We start from the raw sequence: 20,803 nt of genomic DNA, 5'->3' as shown, positions 1-20,803 counted from the left end.
GACACTACAACACAAAGCGGCCCCACAGTGCACTGGGTTATCGCCCGCCAGCACCTGAAACCATCATCCCAATGGATTACAGGCCGACGATGCACTAACAATCAATATGGACCAGTCAGATGAGGCTGCTCAAAGGGGGTACAGCATCTAATCTCCGCCTATATCGCGTGGGATTTCAGTAGTTGATGCGAAGAATTTGGGGACTTGAGATTTAGCTGATCCCAAAATTTGATTACGCCTTGTTAATATTTGTAAGCGCTGGGCGAAGTGGCGTCGGGATCGTGAAAATCGAGTGGTGCAACTTGCACCAGACGAAATAGGGCGACGCTGGCCGTCTTTCCTCAACGCACGGAAATTGCCTGCGTTCGGTTTCCGCAGTATAGCCCGTCTAGGGAACCAACGACAGCTCAGCGGACAAAGCGGCCTTCTTACATCCAATTGAAATCGAGGGTCCTCTCGAATATTTTCATGCCCTAGACAGACTGACCAATTAAGAGAACCTTGGCTATGTTGGCACCGATTGTTAGGTCAAAGTTGCAAGAGCGATTTTCTGGTATGGCAATCAGTTTTGACGCGGAAGATGCTTCCGTAATCGCCACTATCGCACCCGTTCATTCTTCTTGGGAACCCATAGTAGTAGTCGATGATGGTGATGAAGTTACTGTCTTTTTCGGTAAATTTACACATGTCCACTATGGAAATCATGAAAGCGTGGAACTCACGAAATCTGTTGCCGAATCAATTGCTGACGACGTGGCAAACGAACTGAGCTTAGTCTTCGCTGATCAGGTCGAAGCCTTCAATTGCTGGGGTTACTTCGGTGTTGGAGGTCTAAGAGCTTACGGCTCACAAGGCTTTCTATCAAAACTGGTTTTCGGAGAAAACGGTCGTCTTTGGTCAGGGAATCCCAGCCACTAAGGGCTCATAGCGGTCATCCTACCTTTGCGGTCAAGTTCATAAGCTCGCTTGACGTGTTCAGCGGCGGCTCGGCGGGACTTTGCTGCCGTCGGCCTTCGCGAGCTTCTGACTTGGCTACTATCCATTCCGCTGATCAAGAATTGAGCCAAGTCCAGTCTCGCCGATTTCAAACTCAAGGAATTCAGCGAGTGTTCGGACTGCGCCTTGATCACCTAGAAGAGCCGCCGCAGTCATAAGGTTCTGAAATTTCTGCATGTCGCGTTCGACATCATCCCCATGACGATATGCCCACGCGAGATCAATCAATGACGCTCTATGCCACTTCGACGCAAGAGCCTCTAGTTCCTGTATTCTCCGGAGATCAAAGGCTTCAACGGATTCGTTGGGGTCGATGGAGAAGCTGGATGCAAGATATCGGGCGTCCAAATCACCTTTCATCAGCAACGGCTCAAGTTCATTGGCGAGTGTCGCCAGATCACCTATGTCGAATAATCTTTGAAACTTGATAGCGTCAGATTTGTTCATATTGGAACAGCTATCAGATCATCGGACGTTTGCATGCGAAATCCGCTTTTTTGCTGTCTGGCGTTCGGATTTTGGGGCGTCAAAAAGGGGCTCGAAGCGGTCATCCGGCGGGCTCGCTGCCGCCCTTGGAGCACATGCAACATCTACGTCTTGGGTTTGAGAGAGAATTTCTAGCGCGGCTCGAAGCGACCATCCGACGCTTTCGGTAAAGCTTGCGGCCTGTCGCCATGCGTTCAACGGCGGCAGTGCGGACAAAGCCGCCCGATGCTGGTGCAGCGAGACCCACATCAGCTGTTCAATCTAGAAGGAGATCACTTGCGGCGCTGCGGTGCGTCTTTCCCGAAGCGGTTGTTGAAGTAGGACAATCGGGATGTTAGCCAAAACTATTTTTGTTCGGGCGGTTTCGCGGTCCGCGCGCTCGTGCAAGAGTCGGTGGCTAAGTTCAAATTGCGGACGTTAGCATTCGGGCCAAGTCGTCAGGCCTATCGATCATCACGTAGTGCCCGCATGGCACCGATATCGCCGTCCATCCTGGCTGATGCTGATACCGCTCGAAAAACGGTTGGCCCAGCCCTGGACTCCAGCCAGTGGCATAGATGTAGGTCCGCTTTAGCAGCTCGGCTCCACCGCTCACCAATTGCATCGGTTGATCAAATGTCTTGAGCGGTTGCGCAACGTTGCGGCGGTTCACCCACGCACAATCTGCTTCGTTCACCGAAAAAGCCTCTGCCGGGCCTGGCGCGACTTTGCCATTGACGGCACTGGCACGGAGCCCTGCCGCGATTTCCGCAGGCAAAACGTCCAAGGCCGCCTGCCCGTCGCTCGGCACGAGCGCATCGAGATATACAAGCGAGCGAATGAGGTCGGGCGCTCTATCCGCGACACCGGTGATAACCATGCCGCCATAGCTATGACCGCATAAGACAATGTCGGAGAGTTCTTCGCACGCGATAACCGCCAGCACGTCCTCGACATGCATGGCCAGGTCAGTTTCGTCACTCACGAGGTGGGCACGTTCACCCAAACCTGTCATTGTCGGGGTAAATACATCGTGGCCCGCCCTGCGTAAAAGTTCGGCTACGCGCGCCCAGCACCATCCCCCTTGCCACGCTCCATGGACCAATACAAATGTCGCCATAGCCAGCCCTCATTCCGTCGAGACCGTTACAACAGTAAAATCAACAGGGCCACCCCGTCCACAGCATCGTTTGGTTGTTCTGCGCCGAGCCCTTGCCACATAGTCGCTACCACGCTGGACGCGTCGCAAAATGCATCTGATGACTCCGGCCCTTTGCTTTGCCGCATGCGCGTACATCTGCAAAGGAACCCGTCCGCATTGGGCTCGAAGCGGACCTTGACCATCTGTAGAGTAGGTGAAGAATTAACCAAACTTATGAGCTGAATTTGCAGCACAAGAAGCAAGAACGAACAAAGACCAGCCATGCCTTCGGACTGGCTAGCGCGGGATTTGGATTGATTGCAGTCCCGTCCTTCGTTGTTTTTGTAGTCTTCTCCACGATGGTCGGGGGCGATGCAATAGGCGGTACTGTGGTAGATGATCGATACTTTCTATTAGGTCATGGTGTCGTGACCGAAGTGTCATGGCTGACGTATACGTTTTCGTGGTGGCTTGGGGCAGTCACCCTAGGCAGCTTTGTCCCAATGGTTCTTTGCGGAGCCATATCTCGTTTTCTTGAGAATCGCCTCTAGCAAGAATATGCATCTCTTCAGGCCAATTTTTGGTCTGATGGACCAGTCAGAATGGGCTCGAAGCGGACCTTCGTGACTTCAAGCTACTCATCCCCCAGCATCACAGTCTTCCACGTCTGGATGAGCTTCGCAGGACGCCTAAGCGGTAGCTTCCCAAGGTCTTCCCGTCGCGGTAGCCGTGCACGCATGTCCACATATTCACGGCCATGCTTGTGGCAGGGCAGCACCGGCTCATGCATCGGCCAGTCGGGGCCAACGATGTCAACAAGGTCTGAGGCAAGGAAATAGACCTTACGGCGGCACAGGTTGCACCGAAGCGTGACGACCTGACCATCAGCCGCAGCATCCCGCAACGTGCGGCACTTGCCGGGGTATGGATGGGCAGGCGGATGAGAGACAGGCATAAGGAGAACATAATAGGAACATTGCAGCTTGCCCAAGCTGAAAATCGCTCCTAGTTTTTCCGTCATGCGCACCCGATCCCCGCTCCCGCAAGAAAGCTGCTGACGAACTGTTCTATCCTCTGAGGGTTCGCGTGCTGGTTCCTGTAGACGGGTTCGGGCGAAGCTATGACGACCTGCACAGATGGATGGACGAGCGCGCAGGGCGGGGCCTGTGGGGCTACAATGCGGACTGTGTGCCTCGTGACGACCTCCGAGACACAACGGCCTTCTACATAGCTGATCCGGGGCTTCTGGTGCCGTTTCTTGAGGCATTTGACCTAGAGCTAGCGCAGGGTGATCCAGAGCGCCCCGGTGAGAGTTCATATCGGCTGATGGGGCCGAAGTCGGGCCTTAACCGATGATGCTGTCAAGTGACGGCAGAATCTAGCACCGAATGTCCAGACTAAGAGGTCGATTGTCTAAATGGGGCTCATGCTCCTCGGGCACGGATATCGACACAATCCCGCCTGCATTCGCGAAATCACCGGTTCCACCAGTCACGGCCCAATCGATAACTTGCTGTGCATCGCCAGAGCTATGGGTGTAGGCTGCGTTGGCAAGCGAGGTGGTGGTCGCCACAAAGATGTCTCCGTTTAGAAATGTAAATGAGCCATCGACCCTGACATAGTGGCCCATATCTTCGCTGCCACCCAACACAGTGGTGACGACATCGAACGCGCCAACGTAAAGACCGCTTAGGTCTTCAAGATACCAGTGCAGAATCCGCCGGTCGCCCACATCTGCTTTTGCCGGATTAGCTCCGACAAATCTAATCGATGTGTTGCTGTGAAGTAATTCGGTTTGCCCACAACCAACGAGCGCTTCATCAGTTTGAGCAGTTGCACCAATCGGCAACGCAAGGCAAAAAACGCAGATCCAACGGCGAAGGTCTCTCATGATGCCATCTCCCCAGTACGCGATCCGTTCTTTGCGCTATAAGTTTTTTGGTGTATTTGCCGCATAAATGACGATGACCTCAGATTTGGGGGATGAGATGGCCCGACTACTGACAGCCGGGCGCTGAGGCAGACCTCCAAACTATGCGGTTCTTCTTCAAAGGTGCTGTCTAATCACTTCGTCAATTTCAGAGCGATTGACCCCAATGTCTGCCAGTTCGTGATCCGTCATACGGTTCAGACGGCTCGCGGCTTCGAGGTAAGCTCTCCGATTGCTGAGAACGTATCTGGCTTGGTCAAATACCGAGAGAACCTGAGAAAGGTTGCGGCCACCAATGTTTGATTCATCATAAGGCATGTGATTGACCCTTCTATTTGGTGTAACGGCTGTGCCACCAAGAAAGGCATTGAAGCTTAAGTCCTGAATACTGGCAGATTAAAAACGCTTCATAAGCGCCACCTTGCGAGACTCAAAGTAGCTCGATACAATCTCGGGTAGTGACGCCACTCTCCTAGTGAGTGGTGAGTTACGAAGCCACCGACACGCCCCCAGCCGTCGGCGGCTTCGCTTATTCTGGCATCCAAGCAAACGGCTGGCAGGAGTGGCAGCGTGAGAAGGCTGCGCATCTACGCCAGTGGACAAACCCCCCGCGCCCCCAGCGGGCGTTTTGTGACTCAGCGCAGCCTCGACCCATAGTCTCGACCGCTCCACATCGCTGATACCCCTAATTGGGGGCAAGGTTGTGCTGACGGCTCCCACGAGCACGACCGAGGGTATACTGTCCACAACCGGTATGAGCGTGCATACTGCCACCATGACCCCAGAGGAAGAGATAAAGCAGGCGCTGGACAGCATCAGCCCGGATGTTTCGGCCTTTATCGCTGGCGCTGTTGAGTTGGAAGGCGAGGAACTGGCCGAGTACGTGCGCCTTGTTGCTCAGATGGCATATGACGAAGGCAGGCGGTTGAAGTGAGTGCCCCGCCGGAGCGGGGTGGTATCGGGTACGGCTCTGCAATTGGATAGGGAAGCCATACCGGCTCGGTGAGGTTTGCGGTCAGTCCCCCGGTGGGGGAGATAAAGAAAACCCCGCGCTATGGCGGGGCTCCTTATGTATGAGGGTCTGTGTTCTGGGTTATGCGGCTGACGGTGCCCAATGGTCGTCCGTCATTTCAAATAGTCTATACTCAAGCGCGGTCACCCGCGTATCAAGATCACCTAAGCGATCCAAGTGTTCCTTCATACGGCTCTCTGGATTTGTTGCTTCAATATAATATCCACCGAGTAATGTGCGGACAGGTCCGGGGATTTCGTCTGTTTTCCCCGTCTCCCAACGATGGACCTGCTGTTCAGTGGCGTTTAGTAAATCTGCCAGTGCTCTCTGCGACAGTTCGAGCTCAGTTCTAATGAACCGAAACTCTGGTCCAGTCATGTCGCCTCCATCAATGATGTCCAAGGCAATGGCGTGGTGAAGATCATCCAGATCAGCTATCGAAGTTGCTGGCCCGTAAGGGGTTTCGTGGGTCTCAACACCCCCGACAAGCCAAATATTGTCCAACCCGCAGTCCTTGTAGTGATACGGATCAGGCTTTCTCATCGAACCAGACATGTGAACAAGATGTGTCATTTGTGCTCCTATATCAGTCAGCAGGTCTGCCATAAACCGTGATGACTGTAACCGTGAGAACGCCCTCCTTAATTGCGCAAACGACACTAAGCTCCATACCGGTTCCCCGATAATAGATTTTGCCGTGCCAATCTTGGTGTTCAGCATTCCACTTTGGTCCTTTTTCTACCGTTCCTTTCTTTAGTGCCCTCATTATCATAGGGCGGGTTATGCGGCGGTCAGCCCTGTCCAGCAAGACGTGATCCAAAATGCGTACCATGTGCGAAAATCGCGCATAGTCCCGCACCTTCTGCTCAAAATCCCTTGCTGTCATCAGCGCTATTGGCTGGCTTTTCGACGCCTTCATACCCATCAATATGATAGGTAAGTGTGATTTTATCAAGTTAAAATAGTGTTACTACTAGGGCCAGAAGGCCTTTAGGGTCCGTGTAAACCCCAGTCTGAGTGACTAAGCGCTGGTGACACAAAACCGGTCAACTACTTAACTGGACACGTATTCTCCGCTCACGGTATCGTGAGGTGGGGGTACCCAAATGGCACGCACCAAGCAGAAAACTGCACAAAGCACACATCGCCCATGTAGCGGATGTAGCGAATGTAGCAGGGGGTCGGGGCCGAAACTGAGTTTTTCGGAAGGGGCCTGTGAAGAGCAGAAACCACTCCCCTGGTAGGGGAGTCGCTGCACTCACCCTTCCGCAGGCTTACCCCTTGCGCACCAGAGCGTCACAGCAAGCCCCACAGGCCCCAGAATAACTCCCAGCGCCGCATGCAGCCGAACGCTCAGGCTCCGGTTCTGCGCGACATAGGCGCAGGCCAAGCCGCATAGGATTGAAACAAAGATTGCGACAAGCATAGTTTCGATGCGTGGGTGCTTGGTAAGAATATCAATGGTTGTCGGGTATTCAGTATGCCCCAGACGCTTGAGGCCACTTAGCAGTTTTTGCAGCGCCGAACGTCTCAGTGCAACCTTGCACGAACGAGGACGCCTTCGATCATTTCTTCACCCAGCGCTCGAAGCGCCTCAAGCCGATGCAGGCCTTCAATCAACACAAACCTGTCACCATCGGCTCGCAACTGGATCGGGGTGGTTTGTCCGTGTTCCATGATGTCGTAAGCAATCGCTTCGAGCTTCTCGGGATCTAGCGTTTTCGCGCGCTTGCTTGTGACGTGTATCTTTGCAATCGGGAAGGAGCTTCTCTCTAACACTGACGAATGCCCTTCTTGTTGCCGGTCTATGGATACCCCTGCGTAGCACGGTTTCGAGGGACGGACACAAGATTTTGCACGCCTAACGCGCTCCTTGGATTAGCGAGAATAACGCGAATAGCCCTTGGCATCTGTTCATGTCGCCAGATGTGTTGCTCTTAATGTTTTCGAAATCTGCGCCGTAGGTTGCCTCCCTACTTCATGATGCAAGGTCGCCAAAAACGGGACGGCCCAAGTCATTGCGGATTAGGAGCACGAAAGCCATGGAATTCGAGACTTCAAACAGCACCGACAAGCTTGCAGAACTCAAAAAACGGGTCGACAATCTGACGGCAGAAGCAACAGAGCGCGATGTTCGTTTGGCCGATGCCGAACGCAGCGCCAAGATGTTCAAGGTCGTTTCTGCTGTTCTGGCCCTGCTCTTAGCCTTGGATATTATCTTTTAGCGTACCTGAGTGACCGCCGGTTGATCGTCGGGGCAACCTCGTCACTGTCAAAGAACTGGATGACCTGGGGTTCGGTTCTCTTTGGCTCCAAAGTAGTGACTCATGTAGCGGATGTAGCGAATGTAGCAGGGGGTCAGGGTCGGATCGGAACCTTGGCGGGCAGCAATCAGTTGCTGGTTGCGGCATCAAACTCAGGCGGAATCAACCATCGCGATCCGTCAGGAAACGTTATGGTGGTCTGCCTTGATTGGCCCTTGCCGATAGTTACAGGGGAGGTCGGGTCGGTTGAGTGCGAAACATAGGCTTTCATAAGACGCTCAAGCTCTGCGCGAGCAGCGGAGCGTTCATCTTCGCTGGATGTGCGGTTGCCCGGCGGCATATGTGCCAACGCATAGCGGAGGTAGACAGATAGGAAACGCTCCTTGTTTAGCAAGGTGGCGAGGCGTTCCTTGAGTTGTGCGTCTTGTGCCTGGTACTCCTCAATCTTGTCTCCGCTCACAACTTCGAGGCGCGCAATCTCAAGCACCGCGCTGTAGGCTGCGATGCCGCCGAGAAAGCCTGTGAAAGTCGCGCCAAGAAACCATAGGACGATGTTGTCCTCAATGCGCTTACGTAATGTCATCCGACCCTCGCAAATCTCAGTTGGCCAATCAGGCCGTGGCAGCCATGAAACAATAGTAGCACACCAGGAAGACTAAGCTGGCGTGACCAAGCGATGGCGATGGGCCAAGACTTCAGCCGGTCAAAGGCAGCGCGGAATTGCACCCGTCGATTAGCAAGATTAGCGGGATTAGCAGCTTTGGTGAATTGCTGAGGCTGCGGGCCTCCACCAATTGTGGCTCCCGCCCCCAAGCGGGCGTGTTTGTGGTTCCACGCAGCCTCGGTCCATAGTCTCGACTGTACCGCATCGCAGATACCCCTAATTAGGGGCAAGGTTGCGCTAACGGCTTCTACGACCACGACCGAGGGCATACTGTCTACAAGCACATTACAGTGGGTATATCTTCGCTAAACGAAGGGGGCGCGTCTCCGAAGCCGAACGGTTGAACGTCTAGAATAACGTTTTCGAGCGGTGAATCGCGCAGCACAGTGAGAATCAATGCATCCCGCCCCTCATTCTCAAAATAGATTAATCCTACTTTCCCGAAAGTTCAATTTTGCACTCCCAGGTTTATTTTGATCGAAGTCAAAAAGGCTTTGACCGGCGACGCGACCCGAAGGTTCCTCGTTGGACGGAATGAATTGCGGGTGGCCAGCCATGTGCGAAACGTGATTGCCGAGAAGGAACGCTAGAATGGAAAAGTCTCCAGACGTTTTTCAAGAGCTCTTAGCAAGGAAAAAAGAGTTCTACTCAAGGATGCGAACAGATGAAAACTACAGGAATACATTGATCGAAAATCCAAGACAGGCGGCCAGAGATTTAGGCGTTGAGGTGCCGGAAGGCGTTGATGTGAAAGTCGTAATGGACAACGAAAATGTGCGGTACTTCCATATTCCGTTTGCGCCAGTGGAGGGAGAAATTACCGATCAGGACCTGTTGCTGTCTCAAGGTGGAACAACGCTAGCGTGCAGCATAATTGCCGCTTCTGGCGTAGTCACCGCAATTGCATCGGCGACAGCCATTGTATCGATCAATGAGGCGTAGGCCTGCTCAATCTAACCACAAACCAAGAGGTTTCGAAAATGGAACAAGTCGCCAATACGGAAAAAGTTCCTGTGTCACGCGGGGAAATCATTCGCAGAGTTTGGTCGGACCCCGAATTTGCAGCACGGCTTGAGGTGGAACCAAACTCCGTTCTTCAAGAGCTGGGATATGTCATTCCTGATGGCGTTGAAATTCAAGTCGTACGTGACACTAAGTCGGTTCGTAACCTTCACGTTGCTGCGGCCCCATCTGAAAATACAGAAGCCACTGACCAAGAGCTACTGCAAGCAATGGGAGGCACCACTGTGATTTGCGGCGGCATTGCACTCTCTGTCGCCGCCACAGTAAGCGCTGCAAGCGCTGTAGGAAGTGCAACGATCACTATAGCAACTTACGGAGGCTAGGCCATTGACTGCCTTGTTGTAGAATTGAGGCCTCATGGATAGCGGTGCGGTATAGCTCCGGGTCAGTCATTCGGAGTCATTCGCCTTCGACTTGAACCGAACACCACTACCGCCACCGTTTTCAGGTATGAATTCCAGGCCTTCCCCTTCGAAGTATCTGCGCAAATGGTCAAAAGTCGCTAGCTTGCCTTCACCTTTCTCAGCCCGGTTAATTGTGTTGCGATGTAGGCCAGTCTCCGCCGCTAGCTGGGGGTTGGTCATTCCGAGCGCACCCTTTGCCATGCGCACTTGATCCCCTGAAATTTTCTTGAATTCATTCATAGCTGCTCACAGTTCTTGTGCATTTAGCACGTTTTAGGGTTGATGGCATGTAATTTTTGCCTATATTAGTGCTATCAGCACCAGTTAGCAACACGAGGATACCATGACTACACAACGCGCCAGCGCGAAAGATATTGTTCGCCCTGCAGCCTATTGATCAATAGTGTGAACAGCTTCGAACGCAAAACGGTGACCAATCAAGGCTCGTGGGCAAAGTTGGTGGTATAGCACTATTAGGCCGGGAACCGCCAAGTGGCGGCAGGTGCGAATGCAGGGTCATCCTCGGAAGAGAATAGGTGGACACAAAGGTGGATTAGATTGGCGATTTACGGGCTAAGTAGTTGAAGTAAAAGACTGTATCTAATTTTATGGTGCCCCCACACGGACTCGAACCGCGGACCTACTGATTCATACCACTACGACTTTCGCCGCCACGCACTTGGCGCTTTGTGGTCTGGACTTTCTCTTCACCATGGCCCGAAAGGGCTTTAGGCGGGTGCCGTCAAGTCTCTACACGTTCAATCTAGGTCGCCCCAGAAAGCTTCGCTCGGGATTGCCAGCAGACCTACCTGCTCAGGTTTCCCCGAATTTGACACCAGTTCACCTCAACGTTTCCATCAAGGGCTGCAACAATGCCTCAGTATTGGAGCCTGAGGCGGCGCTACAAATCAGTTGCTCTACCAGCTGAGCTATAGGGGCACTTTCTCCACTTTATGATGCGACACCACATGCGTATCCCAGATAACCTCAGGGCATTGCCTATCGAATCGCTCGGCATCAAAAGTTAAGACGAAACCAAGGAACCTCATGTTTTTGAGTGTATCTGGCCGCGCCTTACTGGATAAGCCGGCGTATAAAATAAAATAATCAAGCCCGCAACCCGCGAAACAGTCCGCATAGAATTACTTTGGGGGAGGGTGCCAAGGTTGCGCTGGGCGGCGGAAACTACATCCGAAGGGCCCGCGAAGATACAGGAGCGTCATGTGCCGACCCGCCGAGCTCAGCCACCTCCGAGCCAAATGGGATACCCAACATCTTCGGACGCCCTGAGCATGCCCCGACAATCCCTGAAACGCTATTAGAGAAACGCCAAATTACTGCTACTGAAACTGGGGTCTAGACAGCGTCAGGCCCAACCACGTCGCAAGATCGCAGCTGGTTCGGAACTGCTTAGAATCGCCGTTGGTCGCCACAGTGGAGGAGGCGCTGATCTGGCCGACGCCAGGTATACGCATCAGGCACCGCGCGCCGGCATCCAGCAGCGCATGCTTTGCGATCATTTTTGCATAGCCTTGAATACGCTCGTGGATGCCAAGAAATTGGTAGCGCACCGTACCCAGAATGCCGCTTGCCAGATCAGGCATGGCGGGTCGTTCTCCTTCAAGGTGGTGTTTGGCAAATGCGATTGCAGTCTCGATCCTGCTCCGCAGGACATGGCCGAATTCGCACAGGTGGCTATACCACTCGCCGCAACACCGCCATGTCTAGGAAAGGTGGCCAGCGAATTGTATGTCTAAAAAGAGAAACCGCCGACGATTGGGGCATATCGGTGGTTTCAAAAATTACCGACCTCTTGGGAGAGCGCGGAAGCTACCTATAGATGCATTTAGGGAAGAAACTCGCGCAAGATGGCGCCGATGAAGCATTCTTAATCTGCCGGTATTCAGGGATTAAGCTCGAAGACCTTTGTTAGTGGCACAACCCTCACACCAGAAAATGAAAGGTCAGCCACATGTCTTGTGTTGATCCAAACGTTGAGAGCCGCAGCTTTTCGCAAGCGCTGTCGGTATTCGACCGAGCCAGAGAAGCGATCAGCGATCGAAAGGTCTACCTTGAGGCCGCGAGTCGTCTGAACCGGATGACGGATCACGAGTTGGCAGACATTGGCGTTAATCGTTCTGAAATTGACGACGTGATTAGGCAACACGTCTGAAGAAAAACTGCATGGTTTGGAGGTCTGCCTCAGCGCCCGGCTGCAAGAGGTCAGGCCACCATATGCCGCAAGGCTGGCGTCATTGGCATATGAACCGCAAATACACCACCAAACTCGTCGCGCAAGGAACAGATTGCAAATTGGAGATGGCACCATGAGAGACATTCGCCGTTGTATCTTTGCTTTTGGACTGGCGCTGCCAATTGGCGCGGCCGCTCAAACTGATGAGGCGCTCGTTGGATGTGGCCAGACCGAGCTATTGCACAGCAATACGTCCATTACATTTGTCGGGGCGGACCCGCAGAACGCCGAAGCAGGTGATAGACGTATCTTGTATTGGTCTCTTAGTGACTTGGATGGACGTTTTGTCGGAACTTTCGACGTAGTCTCCACAGTCTTGGGCGGAAGCGCAGAGTTTGGTCACTATGTTCAGGCCGATGGCGTCATTACCGCTCCAAATGGTGAACTCTTTGTTACCGAAGTAATCTATCTTGGCGATGCGACGGACACGAGACGCTCGGGGGAAGACCTGCAAGTCATCGAATTGATAGTCACAGGTGGAACCGGGGAGTTTTCCGAGGCGAGCGGGACAGTGTCGATCACCGTACCCGAAAGCCAAGACGAACATTTGCGTAATCGTCCAATTTCACTGGATATACGCTGTTGAAGTATTGGGCTCGGGGTCCATTGATTTCCGGTTTGCGGTATGGCTCACGGCTCCAAAACGAGCGTTGAGCTTGCCTTATCTTTTCTGGCTGACCGACGCGGAGTTGGCGCATCTACAGTCCTTCTTTTTCAAGTCCCACGGCAAGCCACGCGTTGATGGCAGACGCGTCCTCAGCCGGATTCTCTTCATCAATCGCAATGGGTCCTGAACTTAATCCGTGAAGCGTTCTTGGTTGATGCGAGACGACATCCGCAGTGCTCAACGAGAACTGCCTCAAGCGTGTCCAATCCCATCTTGGCAAGAGCATTTCAGGCGAAGTCCGGAAGTTGGCAGCCGAGACCAACAATGCATGGCGAGGCAGCGAATAGGGTTTCTCCTAGCGGTAACCAAGCGTTCTCTGGACAGAGAATCAACGCTTACACAACGGACACGCTTTTCGCACGGCTCTAGGCTGAAGATGTGCGTATTTTCGCGCGCCGGCTAACCGGTGGGGCCGTTCAAGGCCGCATATCAGTTTAGTATTTGGAGAAGACAGATGATTATCAATGGAAGTCCAATTGCAGACATTCTTAACGGCAGCAACGAAGCGGACCGCATTCGCGGGTTGTCCGGAAATGACACGATCCGCGCAGACAGCGGCAGCGACACGGTTTACGGCGGTTCGGGCAGCGATGTGATCTATGGCCAACGCGGACATGACGTGATTTATGGTGATCAGGTCGGACCCAGCAGCCCAGTCGGACCTGGCGGTTTCGAACAGGCATCGCGGCAAGCCGGGACATTCACGGCACCCCTTGCGGTAACGGCCTCCAATGTCTTTTTGCCCCCGGTTTTTGGTATCCTGACGTACAATGACCGGTTGTCCGGCGGATATGGCAACGACAGGCTCTTTGGCGAAATTGGCAATGACACGCTTTACGGCGGTGCCGGTGCAGACACTCTGGTCGGGGGCAGCGGCAACGACCACCTTCAGGGCGGCATCGGCAATGACAACATGAGCGGTGTGAATGGTAACGACACATTGTTGGGCGAAGGCGGCCGGGACATTATGGACGGCGGCTCGGGTGATGACGTGCTGCGCGGAGGGCGCGGCAATGACAATATGCGCGGAGGCATAGGCGATGGCAGGGATGTCCTGAACGGCGGATCCGGTAGCGATTACATGGATGGCGGCGGTGGTCGCGATACCATGAACGGGGGCACCGGCAACGACCGTATGCTGGGCGGTTCTGGGCATGACCTGATGAACGGCGACAGGGGCCATGATCAAATGGATGGAGGCGCTGGCCATGACACGATGAATGGAGGTCGGGGGAACGACACTATCCGCGGTCGCGATGGCAATGACGAGATTAATGGCGGTGCATATGACGACCGGCTTTACGGTGACAACGGCAACGATACGATGGAGGGCGGTTCAGGAAATGACCTGTTGCGCGGCGCGGCCGGTGACGATGAACTGAATGGTGGATCGGGTGAAGATACCCTTGGCGGCGGGTCCGGTGAAGATACGCTGAACGGTGATGACGGGGACGACTCGCTCGCAGGCGGTGCCGAAGCAGACACGCTTAACGGGGATGCTGGTGACGACCTTCTGAGAGGCCAGGACGGTTCGGATGAGCTTTCTGGCGGCACGGGCCGGGACACGATCAATGGCGGTGCGGACAATGACCTGATTGAGGGCGGCAACGACAATGACGTCCTGTACGGAGCAGGCGGCAGCGATACCCTGCGCGGGGGTGCAGGCGACGACGAGATCCATGGCTATGCTCCGTTTGAAGTGGTCCAGCAAGAAGGTGTCGTGCAATCCGGGATCGAAGCGGGGTCGCAAAACCATCTGGAAGGCGGTCGCGGCGACGATGAGTTGTTTGGCGGAGATGGCGCAGACGACATGTTCATCTTCCGTATCGATGATGATCTCTTCTCCATTGAAGACTCGGGCTTTGGCCATGACACGATCCATCAGTTTGGGCCGGGTGATCAGATTGCGCTGATAGGTTTTGCCGCAGGCGATTTCGAATTGTCCTTCGCGTCGTTGAACGACAACGGTAACCAGGTTTTAGATGATGACGACACCGGCATTTCGGTGAGTGGCGGAAATACCGTCATTGACCTTCTCGGCACTCTGGGCGCGGATCAGCCTATTCTGCCGCAGTCGATTATCGATCAACTCCCCTTCGGTTCGGATTTCGTGATCACAGTCGAGGGCGAGACCGATTTGAATGAAAACGACTTTGTTTTCCTACTCTAGGCGCGGCACCCAAAACGAAACGCCCCAGGCTCCGATGGGTCTGGGGCGTTTTTTCGTTTCAAGAGGGGAGGACCCGACATCGGCAAAACAACGAGCGGGCAGTTGCGCCCTATCGCAGCTAGCCTCGTTCGACCTCCTTGAGCAAGAAATCCGTTCACAGGAAGATCGACATTCCAACTATACGACCCCAATAGTGCGGACTCCCGCCGATACAGCCCACGCGCACAGGACTATTTTCCTGTGTTTGTAAGGCCCTTTTTGCTAGGCTTTTGGGAGAATAGAGGAGTGCTGCAATGTCTGGGTGGTATTTCTCAGAACCAGATGACCGTCTGATCTGCCCAGAGCAGATCGTTCAACTCACGCCGAAGGCTGCGGCTGTGTTGTCATGTCTTAGGAAATACAAGGGCAAGATTGTCAGCACCGACACGTTCCTTGAAGAGGTTTGGCCGGGTCTACATGTCACGCCCGATTTGGTGCGAGAATATATCCATGATCTGCGCTCCGCGCTCAAAGACGACGCAAAGCAGCCAAATTACATCGAAACCGTTCGCGGCAAGGGGTTTCGGCTGATTGGTGAGATTGACACTGCGCCTGCTGATCTTGTGGCACATCCACCGCGCCAACAAGAAAACCGCCCCACGGTTGCAGTGCTTAAGCCTGAGGTCAATCACGACAAGGACATCAGCAACATTGCCGATGCCATCGCATCGGACATCATAAATCATCTTGCGCGATTTCATTATATCGGCGTGGTGGCCCGGCAGAGCAGCTTTTCTTCGAAGGAGGTGACCGACATCCGTGCCTTTGCACAGGATGTTCAGGCGGACTATGTCCTTGAAAGCAACTTCGCGCGCTTTGCACATGTGATCCGAGCGCGCATCCAGCTTGTCGATGCCAGAACCGGAAAGAGCCTGTGGGGTGAGCGTCTCGATCTCAACAGCGATGATCCGCTGGCTGTCGTTGATGAGATTGCGAATACCGTTGTTCTGGCTCTGACCGGTTGGCACGGAGAGCTTCATCGCGCCGAATTTAAGTCGATTGCTCGCAAAGGGGAAAGCAAGCTGAATGCGTTTGAGCATTTTGTGCTGGGATGTGATTTGGAAATGAGACTGGACGCCGAAAACCTTCGGCGGTCCTTGTCCCACTTGGAACAATCGGTACGGCTTGATCCAACATTTGCGAGGGCCTGGCTTGTTTATGCGTTGGAACTTCGCTGGGCTTATGCGGTCATTCCCGGACGTGATCGCAGCTATCTGGAACAGGCAGAGAAGGCTTTTGAAACTGCTTTCAATCTGGCTCCTACCGATCCTGTCAATCTCGCTCTCATGTCGATGAACACGGCGCGCAGCGGAAATCTGAACGGCGCGCTTGCAATGTTGAACCGCGCAGAAGCGACGATGGCCGGAGACTCCGACGCAATGGTCTGTGTCGCGACTGCCAAATCGGTACTGACGGACGATGTGGAACGGGCCTGCGCAATATTTGACAAAGTGCTTAGGGCGAACACGGCACCCCCGAGCTGGTTCTACTTTGCCGAGGCGGGCATTTCGTTCATGGCGGGACAATACGAGCGCAGCGTTTCGAGCTCCCGGTCAGGGCCACAGGAAATCTCGGCGCTGGTTTTCCGGTGCCTATCGCACGCAATGCTCGGTCAATCAAAGCAGGCAACCCTGGCACATAATGATCTGATGTCGGCCTTTCCCATGACGGATTTCGTGCGGTTTGCGGATAATTTTCCAATTGCCAGCCAACCGCGCCGACGGGAATACGACGCAGCTGTAAAACGATTGGGTGAATTTCTCGCAGATACAGGGGTTAACTTGCCAGATTAGGCTGTGTTTACAAATCGGGTTTCGCATCTGCCGACGGGCGTGATCCAAGCTGGTATCTGTGATGGAACCCCGCTTGGTACCGGCCCCAAGGCGGACAAAATTAGCGTTCTTTGCGGTGGATGTCTGTGATAACCGGTTGGGCCGCTGGTTTGCCGGTTCCCTGGGCCGCTCCGGGCAGCCCAAGGACATATCTTAACCATCGATACTCAGAGCAAGAAATGCATCTCGGTCAGTTCCGTGGAGATGACGCTCGCGAGTTCGATTTCGTTGCCCAGATAGGAAATCATCGTCGATCCACCCTGTTGAGCGATAGCGAGATCATCAAATTCGAGACCGGTTCCATAGATGCGGATACGGTCCTCGGCTAGGTCGAAATCTGCAACCAGATCCGATCCGGTCGCGGCAGCGAAGACAAAAATGTCGGCCCCGTCGCCACCGGCCATCCGGTCATTGCCAAGACCACCGATCATACGGTCATCGCCGTCCTGACCCCGCAGGATGTCATCCCCCAGATTGCCCCGCAGAACGTCGTTGCCATCACCGCCCTGCAAGTTGTCCCGGCCCTGATTGCCAATCAGGTGATCATCACCGCCATCACCCCGGAGGATATCATCACCGGCACGTCCCCGCAGGATATCGTTGCCGTCGAGACCGTCAATCAAGTTGCTGGCGCCGTTACCGCGCAGAACATCGTTTTGGGCCGAACCGATCAGGTTCTCGATGAAGGCATAGCTGTCCCCTGCGGCATCGCCGGTGTTAGCAGCAGCATTGGCAAGATCGGCGCGTAGGCCCGCCTCGGCGTTGCGATAGCTGGCCGCGTCGATGCCTGAGCCGCCATGCAGCAGATCCGCACCGGCACCGCCTTCCAACTCGTCGTCGTCGCTGCCGCCGTAAAGGTCGTCATCGCCGTTGCCGCCAATGAGCACATCATCTCCATCATGCGCAAACAGCCGGTCATCTCCACCGCCGCCAATCATACTGTCGTCTCCGTCGCCGCCGAACAGCGTATCCTCGCCGAGCCCGCCATCGAGATCATCGTTGCCGCCGCGGCCACTGAGGAAATCGTCGCCCGAACCACCAGAGAGCAGGTTGACGCCATCGGTGCCATAAAATGTGTCGGCATAGAGCGATCCGGTTAGCCCCTCGATGTTGATCAGCGTGTCGGTGATCGCGCCGTTCACAACTTGCGGCCCGCCGAGTGCAAGATCGACCGTATAAGCGAACCCACCAAGCGGCACATTGTAAGACACGATATCAAAACCTGCGCCGCCGTTGAGGATGTTCTCTCCGCGGTTTCCGCGCAGCAGGTCATCGCCGTCACCGCCAACGATCCCGTCATCGCCGAAGGCGCCCACAAGCGTGTCATCGCCGCCGCCACCGACCAGAACCGAGCTCGTATTGCTTGCACGCACAATGTCGTCGCCATCGCCCATGACCGCCATCTCGAAATTCTTTACGGTTTCGGTGATCACACCATTCGACGCGGTTCCGGTCTGCAGATGCACCGTCCAATCTGCCGATGAGGCCGAGAAGTCGATCCGGTCGAACCCGGAGCCGCCGTCGAAATCGTCGCTTCCGCCGCCATTGAAGATGATGTCATCACCGGCTCCGCCCCGAACAATGTCGTCGCCTGAACCGTCGTGGATCTCGTCATTGCCCCATTGCCCGTGCAGGTGATCATCGCCGGTTTCGCCACGCAGCGTGTCGTGTCCGTGACCGCCGCGCAAGGTGTCGTCACCCGAGGCACCATTGAGCGAGTCATGTCCGAACCCGCCAATCAGGCTGTCATCGCCGGCTCCACCTAGTAATGCGTCGTTGTCAATCCCGCCGCTCAGGGTGTCGTTATGGGTACCACCGCTGAGATAGTCCCTGCCGCTGCCGCCCATGAGCATGTCATTGCCGCTGCCGCCGCTCAGGATGTCGTTGCCCTCGAAGCCCCAGATGCTGTCGACCGAGCCGCCTCCGCGCAGGTCGTTGGACAATGCGTTGCCGCGAATCTCGTCGCCCCTGTTGGTGCCGACGGCATTCTCGATCCGCGAGCCGTAAGCGATGGCGATGTTGTCGGTCATCCCGTGGGTCGAGGAAAACGCACCCTCACGTAGATCCAGCCGGACACCAAGCGCGTTGGTATCCCCGGATAGGTCGAGCCAGTCATCCGCCCCACCGGCATCCCAGATCGCATAGACCGGATCGTCATTCACGCTCCAGTCATGGATCGGATCGTTAGCCAGGGTCGCGTTGTAGCCATAGCGCGTATTGCCCAGCCGGGCCTCATCGTTGATCCCGTAGACCTGTTGCGCCACCCAGATATCATGAAGCATCAGGCTATCGGCGTGGTTGCCGTTGAAATCGGCACCCGTATTGGTTTCGCTGAAATAGGACATGATCGTGTATTGCCGGGAGTCCTCGAAATACTCCGCCGCGTTGGCGTAGGTCGGGGATGGGATATCACCAGCGTCATAGTCGCCAGGGTGATCGAAGTTCAGCGCATGGCCGATCTCGTGCATCAGGATGCGGAACCCGCTTTCGCCCGGATCGGCTCCGTTCAGGATCTGGTTTGCAATACCGGGATAGAGCGTATTGATGGTGATATCTCCATCGCGGCTGTTGCTCGGGTCGTTGTCGGGATGTCGGCCGTACGCGACACCCGGGGCTGGTACCTGAACCGGTTGTCCGTCGATCTCGACCGTCGGGCCAATGTCACGGGCCAGAAACTGAATCTGCCCCGCATGGCTGGTGCCCGCGTTGAAGAAGGCCAGGTTCGACACGTCGGCCCATTGCTGCAGCGCCAGCGCCGCACCGTCACGCGCGTCGGCGCCAAAGCCTTGGTAGCTCTGCGCCGATAGCAGTCCAACCACATCCGCCCAGTCGTCGGGGATGGTCTGCGGGAAGGAAAATGACACGACATGCAGATCGCCGCCATTCTGGGGCCAGTGGATGCCGCCGCCCTCCCACTGGTCGGGCAGATCATCCAGATCAATTGACGGTTTGTTGCCTTGGAAAATCGGGCCGGGTAGCGTTGGAACAGTGGACATAATAATAACTCCTTGAAAATCTCTGCCACGGCAGACAATTCGGCTCGCTATGAGCAAGTCTTGGCCAGCCTTGTGCAAGTGCCAGACAAACGTCAGACGGACAGCGCGTCACAGGTCGCGACGCGAATGCCATAACCGCGCAGATTTGGGTTTCGTTATTTTTCAGATAGTTAAGGGTGGCCGAACTTGGCCAGCCCTTTGCGTTAGCCGTTCACCGGTCTGCGATACATCAGAACAACGTCCGTCACGCTGACGCTTCCGCCGCTCTCTTCATCAACCTTAAAGACGAAGCGATTGGTGCCCGTGTGAATCTGGCTGCCTCCGAGGACCTCATGCACCGTCCTTGGTTCACTGCTTTTCATGGGGAGTGAGAGCACGGTCGCTTCATCTCCCGTTCCGAGCTTTTGCACCTCGACCTTCAGCTTCAGATCGGCTGCTCCGTCGGGGTCGGCGCGAAAGCACAATACCGGGCGGCTCGTCGAGGAATTCAGAATGATGTTGTTGGGTGGATTGAAGTCCACATGAGCTTCTTGCGTCTGAAAGAATGACAGCTTGAAGCCTGAATCGATAAGAACTGCGTAGTCGGAAAGAGTTGCGGACATAATAAATCTCCTCAAAAAATGCTGGCGCTTCAACGGATGGCAGCGGTTCAAGACACAGACGAGAAAGCGGATTAAAACTGCTGTGTCAGTCTGCCATGCGGCCAATGGCCAGCGTTTACCCCATCGCCAACAATTGCGATGCACTTCTCATCCTAAGGCTGCCGAATTGATACGCATCGTGGAGTTCTGTTGAGTCTTTGCTCAACGTTGCGCCAACGGATGCGCTGTTTGGAAATCTGTGTTCAGACCGAGACGGCTAGCGTCGTTTTCCTAGCCCGCAATTTGGGGCGCGCCATTCGCTAACCAACTGACTTATCTCTTAAAGCCACTGCAAAATGTTTATT

Annotated in this window: 22 protein-coding genes and 1 pseudogene; 11 read left to right on the top strand and 12 right to left on the bottom strand. The window is 54.8% G+C overall.

Annotation, left to right across the window (positions count from 1 at the left end; genetic code table 11):
* Positions 1-507 precede the first annotated feature (507 nt).
* A complete protein-coding gene (locus tag Q5Y75_RS27495) occupies positions 508-918 on the top strand; it encodes a hypothetical protein (protein WP_306203468.1) in 411 nt (136 codons plus the stop codon).
* 117 nt (positions 919-1,035) lie between these two features.
* Here Q5Y75_RS27495 and Q5Y75_RS27490 read toward each other — a convergent pair whose 3' ends face one another.
* The 3 genes from Q5Y75_RS27490 to Q5Y75_RS27480 form a co-directional block, all read right to left on the bottom strand.
* Positions 1,036-1,443 carry a hypothetical protein gene (locus tag Q5Y75_RS27490; protein ID WP_306203467.1) on the bottom strand — a complete coding sequence of 136 codons (408 nt, stop codon included), beginning with the start codon at positions 1,441-1,443 and terminating at the stop codon, positions 1,036-1,038.
* A 442-nt stretch (positions 1,444-1,885) separates the two neighbouring features.
* Positions 1,886-2,581 carry an alpha/beta fold hydrolase gene (locus tag Q5Y75_RS27485; RefSeq protein ID WP_306203466.1) on the bottom strand — a complete coding sequence of 232 codons (696 nt, stop codon included), beginning with the start codon at positions 2,579-2,581 and terminating at the stop codon, positions 1,886-1,888.
* A gap of 655 nt (positions 2,582-3,236) precedes the next feature.
* Positions 3,237-3,623 (bottom strand): hypothetical protein, encoded by a 387-nt coding sequence (locus Q5Y75_RS27480; protein WP_306203465.1) that lies wholly within the window; start codon positions 3,621-3,623, stop codon positions 3,237-3,239.
* A 65-nt stretch (positions 3,624-3,688) separates the two neighbouring features.
* Here Q5Y75_RS27480 and Q5Y75_RS27475 point away from each other — a divergent pair, with 65 nt between their 5' ends.
* Positions 3,689-3,958 (top strand): hypothetical protein, encoded by a 270-nt coding sequence (locus tag Q5Y75_RS27475; protein WP_306203463.1) that lies wholly within the window; start codon positions 3,689-3,691, stop codon positions 3,956-3,958.
* A gap of 22 nt (positions 3,959-3,980) precedes the next feature.
* Here Q5Y75_RS27475 and Q5Y75_RS27470 read toward each other — a convergent pair whose 3' ends face one another.
* Both Q5Y75_RS27470 and Q5Y75_RS27465 read right to left on the bottom strand, forming a co-directional pair.
* Positions 3,981-4,493, bottom strand: a complete 513-nt coding sequence (locus tag Q5Y75_RS27470) for a hypothetical protein (RefSeq protein ID WP_306203462.1) — start codon at positions 4,491-4,493, stop codon at positions 3,981-3,983.
* A 156-nt stretch (positions 4,494-4,649) separates the two neighbouring features.
* Positions 4,650-4,850 (bottom strand): DUF1127 domain-containing protein, encoded by a 201-nt coding sequence (locus tag Q5Y75_RS27465; RefSeq protein ID WP_306203461.1) that lies wholly within the window; start codon positions 4,848-4,850, stop codon positions 4,650-4,652.
* Positions 4,851-5,235: 385 nt separating this feature from the next.
* Between Q5Y75_RS27465 and Q5Y75_RS27460 the strand changes: the two genes are divergently transcribed.
* Positions 5,236-5,466, top strand: coding sequence for a hypothetical protein (locus tag Q5Y75_RS27460; RefSeq protein ID WP_306203460.1), 231 nt, complete (start codon positions 5,236-5,238; stop codon positions 5,464-5,466).
* Between the two features lie 159 nt (positions 5,467-5,625).
* On the opposite strand, the gene Q5Y75_RS27455 is transcribed toward Q5Y75_RS27460, so the two are convergent.
* Together Q5Y75_RS27455 and Q5Y75_RS28690 are read right to left on the bottom strand one after the other, a co-directional pair.
* Positions 5,626-6,264, bottom strand: coding sequence for a helix-turn-helix domain-containing protein (locus Q5Y75_RS27455; protein ID WP_306203459.1), 639 nt, complete (start codon positions 6,262-6,264; stop codon positions 5,626-5,628).
* Positions 6,265-7,074: 810 nt separating this feature from the next.
* Positions 7,075-7,323 carry a ParB N-terminal domain-containing protein gene (locus Q5Y75_RS28690; protein WP_306203458.1) on the bottom strand — a complete coding sequence of 83 codons (249 nt, stop codon included), beginning with the start codon at positions 7,321-7,323 and terminating at the stop codon, positions 7,075-7,077.
* A 263-nt stretch (positions 7,324-7,586) separates the two neighbouring features.
* Here Q5Y75_RS28690 and Q5Y75_RS27445 point away from each other — a divergent pair, with 263 nt between their 5' ends.
* Positions 7,587-7,769, top strand: a complete 183-nt coding sequence (locus Q5Y75_RS27445) for a hypothetical protein (RefSeq protein WP_306203457.1) — start codon at positions 7,587-7,589, stop codon at positions 7,767-7,769.
* Positions 7,770-7,935: 166 nt separating this feature from the next.
* Here Q5Y75_RS27445 and Q5Y75_RS27440 read toward each other — a convergent pair whose 3' ends face one another.
* Positions 7,936-8,391: a hypothetical protein gene (locus Q5Y75_RS27440; protein WP_306203455.1), complete on the bottom strand. Its 456-nt coding sequence runs from the start codon at positions 8,389-8,391 to the stop codon at positions 7,936-7,938.
* Between the two features lie 672 nt (positions 8,392-9,063).
* Here Q5Y75_RS27440 and Q5Y75_RS27435 point away from each other — a divergent pair.
* Together Q5Y75_RS27435 and Q5Y75_RS27430 are read left to right on the top strand one after the other, a co-directional pair.
* A complete protein-coding gene (locus Q5Y75_RS27435; protein ID WP_306203454.1) occupies positions 9,064-9,414 on the top strand; it encodes an NHLP leader peptide family RiPP precursor in 351 nt (116 codons plus the stop codon).
* Between the two features lie 2 nt (positions 9,415-9,416).
* Complete coding sequence (locus Q5Y75_RS27430; protein WP_306203469.1) at positions 9,417-9,818, top strand: nitrile hydratase subunit alpha; 402 nt, start codon at positions 9,417-9,419, stop codon at positions 9,816-9,818.
* A gap of 66 nt (positions 9,819-9,884) precedes the next feature.
* On the opposite strand, the gene Q5Y75_RS27425 is transcribed toward Q5Y75_RS27430, so the two are convergent.
* A complete protein-coding gene (locus tag Q5Y75_RS27425; protein WP_306203453.1) occupies positions 9,885-10,139 on the bottom strand; it encodes a helix-turn-helix domain-containing protein in 255 nt (84 codons plus the stop codon).
* 1,100 nt (positions 10,140-11,239) lie between these two features.
* Entirely contained in the window at positions 11,240-11,503 is a 264-nt protein-coding gene (locus Q5Y75_RS27420; RefSeq protein WP_306203452.1) for a transposase, read from the bottom strand.
* Positions 11,504-11,871: 368 nt separating this feature from the next.
* Between Q5Y75_RS27420 and Q5Y75_RS28610 the strand changes: the two genes are divergently transcribed.
* The 5 genes and pseudogenes from Q5Y75_RS28610 (at position 11,872) to Q5Y75_RS27400 (ending at position 16,822) form a co-directional block, all read left to right on the top strand.
* A complete protein-coding gene (locus Q5Y75_RS28610; RefSeq protein ID WP_371933319.1) occupies positions 11,872-12,072 on the top strand; it encodes a DUF1127 domain-containing protein in 201 nt (66 codons plus the stop codon).
* Between the two features lie 154 nt (positions 12,073-12,226).
* A complete protein-coding gene (locus Q5Y75_RS27415; RefSeq protein ID WP_306203451.1) occupies positions 12,227-12,739 on the top strand; it encodes a hypothetical protein in 513 nt (170 codons plus the stop codon).
* Positions 12,740-12,809: 70 nt separating this feature from the next.
* A pseudogene (locus tag Q5Y75_RS27410) lies at positions 12,810-12,941 on the top strand (IS5/IS1182 family transposase); the annotation flags it as partial.
* Positions 12,942-13,274: 333 nt separating this feature from the next.
* The gene (locus tag Q5Y75_RS27405; RefSeq protein WP_306203450.1) at positions 13,275-14,990 is read left to right on the top strand and encodes a calcium-binding protein; all 1,716 of its coding nucleotides are present in this window, start codon (positions 13,275-13,277) and stop codon (positions 14,988-14,990) included.
* A 293-nt stretch (positions 14,991-15,283) separates the two neighbouring features.
* Positions 15,284-16,822, top strand: a complete 1,539-nt coding sequence (locus Q5Y75_RS27400) for a winged helix-turn-helix domain-containing protein (protein ID WP_306203449.1) — start codon at positions 15,284-15,286, stop codon at positions 16,820-16,822.
* Between the two features lie 206 nt (positions 16,823-17,028).
* Here the strand turns inward: Q5Y75_RS27400 and Q5Y75_RS27395 are convergent, their stop codons facing one another.
* Positions 17,029-19,857: a M10 family metallopeptidase C-terminal domain-containing protein gene (locus tag Q5Y75_RS27395; protein WP_306203447.1), complete on the bottom strand. Its 2,829-nt coding sequence runs from the start codon at positions 19,855-19,857 to the stop codon at positions 17,029-17,031.
* 203 nt (positions 19,858-20,060) lie between these two features.
* Positions 20,061-20,459: a hypothetical protein gene (locus Q5Y75_RS27390; protein WP_306203446.1), complete on the bottom strand. Its 399-nt coding sequence runs from the start codon at positions 20,457-20,459 to the stop codon at positions 20,061-20,063.
* Between the last annotated feature and the right edge of the window lie 344 nt (positions 20,460-20,803).

It is taken from the genome of Ruegeria discodermiae (assembly GCF_030758345.1).
GTDB lineage: Bacteria > Pseudomonadota > Alphaproteobacteria > Rhodobacterales > Rhodobacteraceae > Ruegeria_C.
This window is presented reverse-complemented; position numbering and strand designations above follow the sequence as displayed.

Bases quoted from the DNA above. Each gene is read 5' to 3' on its own strand.
- Q5Y75_RS27495 (WP_306203468.1), top strand. From the start codon at position 508: ATGTTGGCACCGATTGTTAGGTCAAAGTTGCAAGAGCGATTTTCTGGT.
- Q5Y75_RS27490 (WP_306203467.1), bottom strand. From the start codon at position 1,443: ATGAACAAATCTGACGCTATCAAGTTTCAAAGATTATTCGACATAGGT.
- Q5Y75_RS27485 (WP_306203466.1), bottom strand. From the start codon at position 2,581: ATGGCGACATTTGTATTGGTCCATGGAGCGTGGCAAGGGGGATGGTGC.
- Q5Y75_RS27480 (WP_306203465.1), bottom strand. From the start codon at position 3,623: ATGACGGAAAAACTAGGAGCGATTTTCAGCTTGGGCAAGCTGCAATGT.
- Q5Y75_RS27470 (WP_306203462.1), bottom strand. From the start codon at position 4,493: ATGAGAGACCTTCGCCGTTGGATCTGCGTTTTTTGCCTTGCGTTGCCG.
- Q5Y75_RS27465 (WP_306203461.1), bottom strand. From the start codon at position 4,850: ATGCCTTATGATGAATCAAACATTGGTGGCCGCAACCTTTCTCAGGTT.
- Q5Y75_RS27455 (WP_306203459.1), bottom strand. From the start codon at position 6,264: ATGCTGAACACCAAGATTGGCACGGCAAAATCTATTATCGGGGAACCG.
- Q5Y75_RS27445 (WP_306203457.1), top strand. From the start codon at position 7,587: ATGGAATTCGAGACTTCAAACAGCACCGACAAGCTTGCAGAACTCAAA.
- Q5Y75_RS27440 (WP_306203455.1), bottom strand. From the start codon at position 8,391: ATGACATTACGTAAGCGCATTGAGGACAACATCGTCCTATGGTTTCTT.
- Q5Y75_RS27435 (WP_306203454.1), top strand. From the start codon at position 9,064: ATGGAAAAGTCTCCAGACGTTTTTCAAGAGCTCTTAGCAAGGAAAAAA.
- Q5Y75_RS27425 (WP_306203453.1), bottom strand. From the start codon at position 10,139: ATGAATGAATTCAAGAAAATTTCAGGGGATCAAGTGCGCATGGCAAAG.
- Q5Y75_RS27420 (WP_306203452.1), bottom strand. From the start codon at position 11,503: ATGCCTGATCTGGCAAGCGGCATTCTGGGTACGGTGCGCTACCAATTT.
- Q5Y75_RS28610 (WP_371933319.1), top strand. From the start codon at position 11,872: ATGTCTTGTGTTGATCCAAACGTTGAGAGCCGCAGCTTTTCGCAAGCG.
- Q5Y75_RS27415 (WP_306203451.1), top strand. From the start codon at position 12,227: ATGAGAGACATTCGCCGTTGTATCTTTGCTTTTGGACTGGCGCTGCCA.
- Q5Y75_RS27405 (WP_306203450.1), top strand. From the start codon at position 13,275: ATGATTATCAATGGAAGTCCAATTGCAGACATTCTTAACGGCAGCAAC.
- Q5Y75_RS27400 (WP_306203449.1), top strand. From the start codon at position 15,284: ATGTCTGGGTGGTATTTCTCAGAACCAGATGACCGTCTGATCTGCCCA.
- Q5Y75_RS27395 (WP_306203447.1), bottom strand. From the start codon at position 19,857: ATGTCCACTGTTCCAACGCTACCCGGCCCGATTTTCCAAGGCAACAAA.
- Q5Y75_RS27390 (WP_306203446.1), bottom strand. From the start codon at position 20,459: ATGTCCGCAACTCTTTCCGACTACGCAGTTCTTATCGATTCAGGCTTC.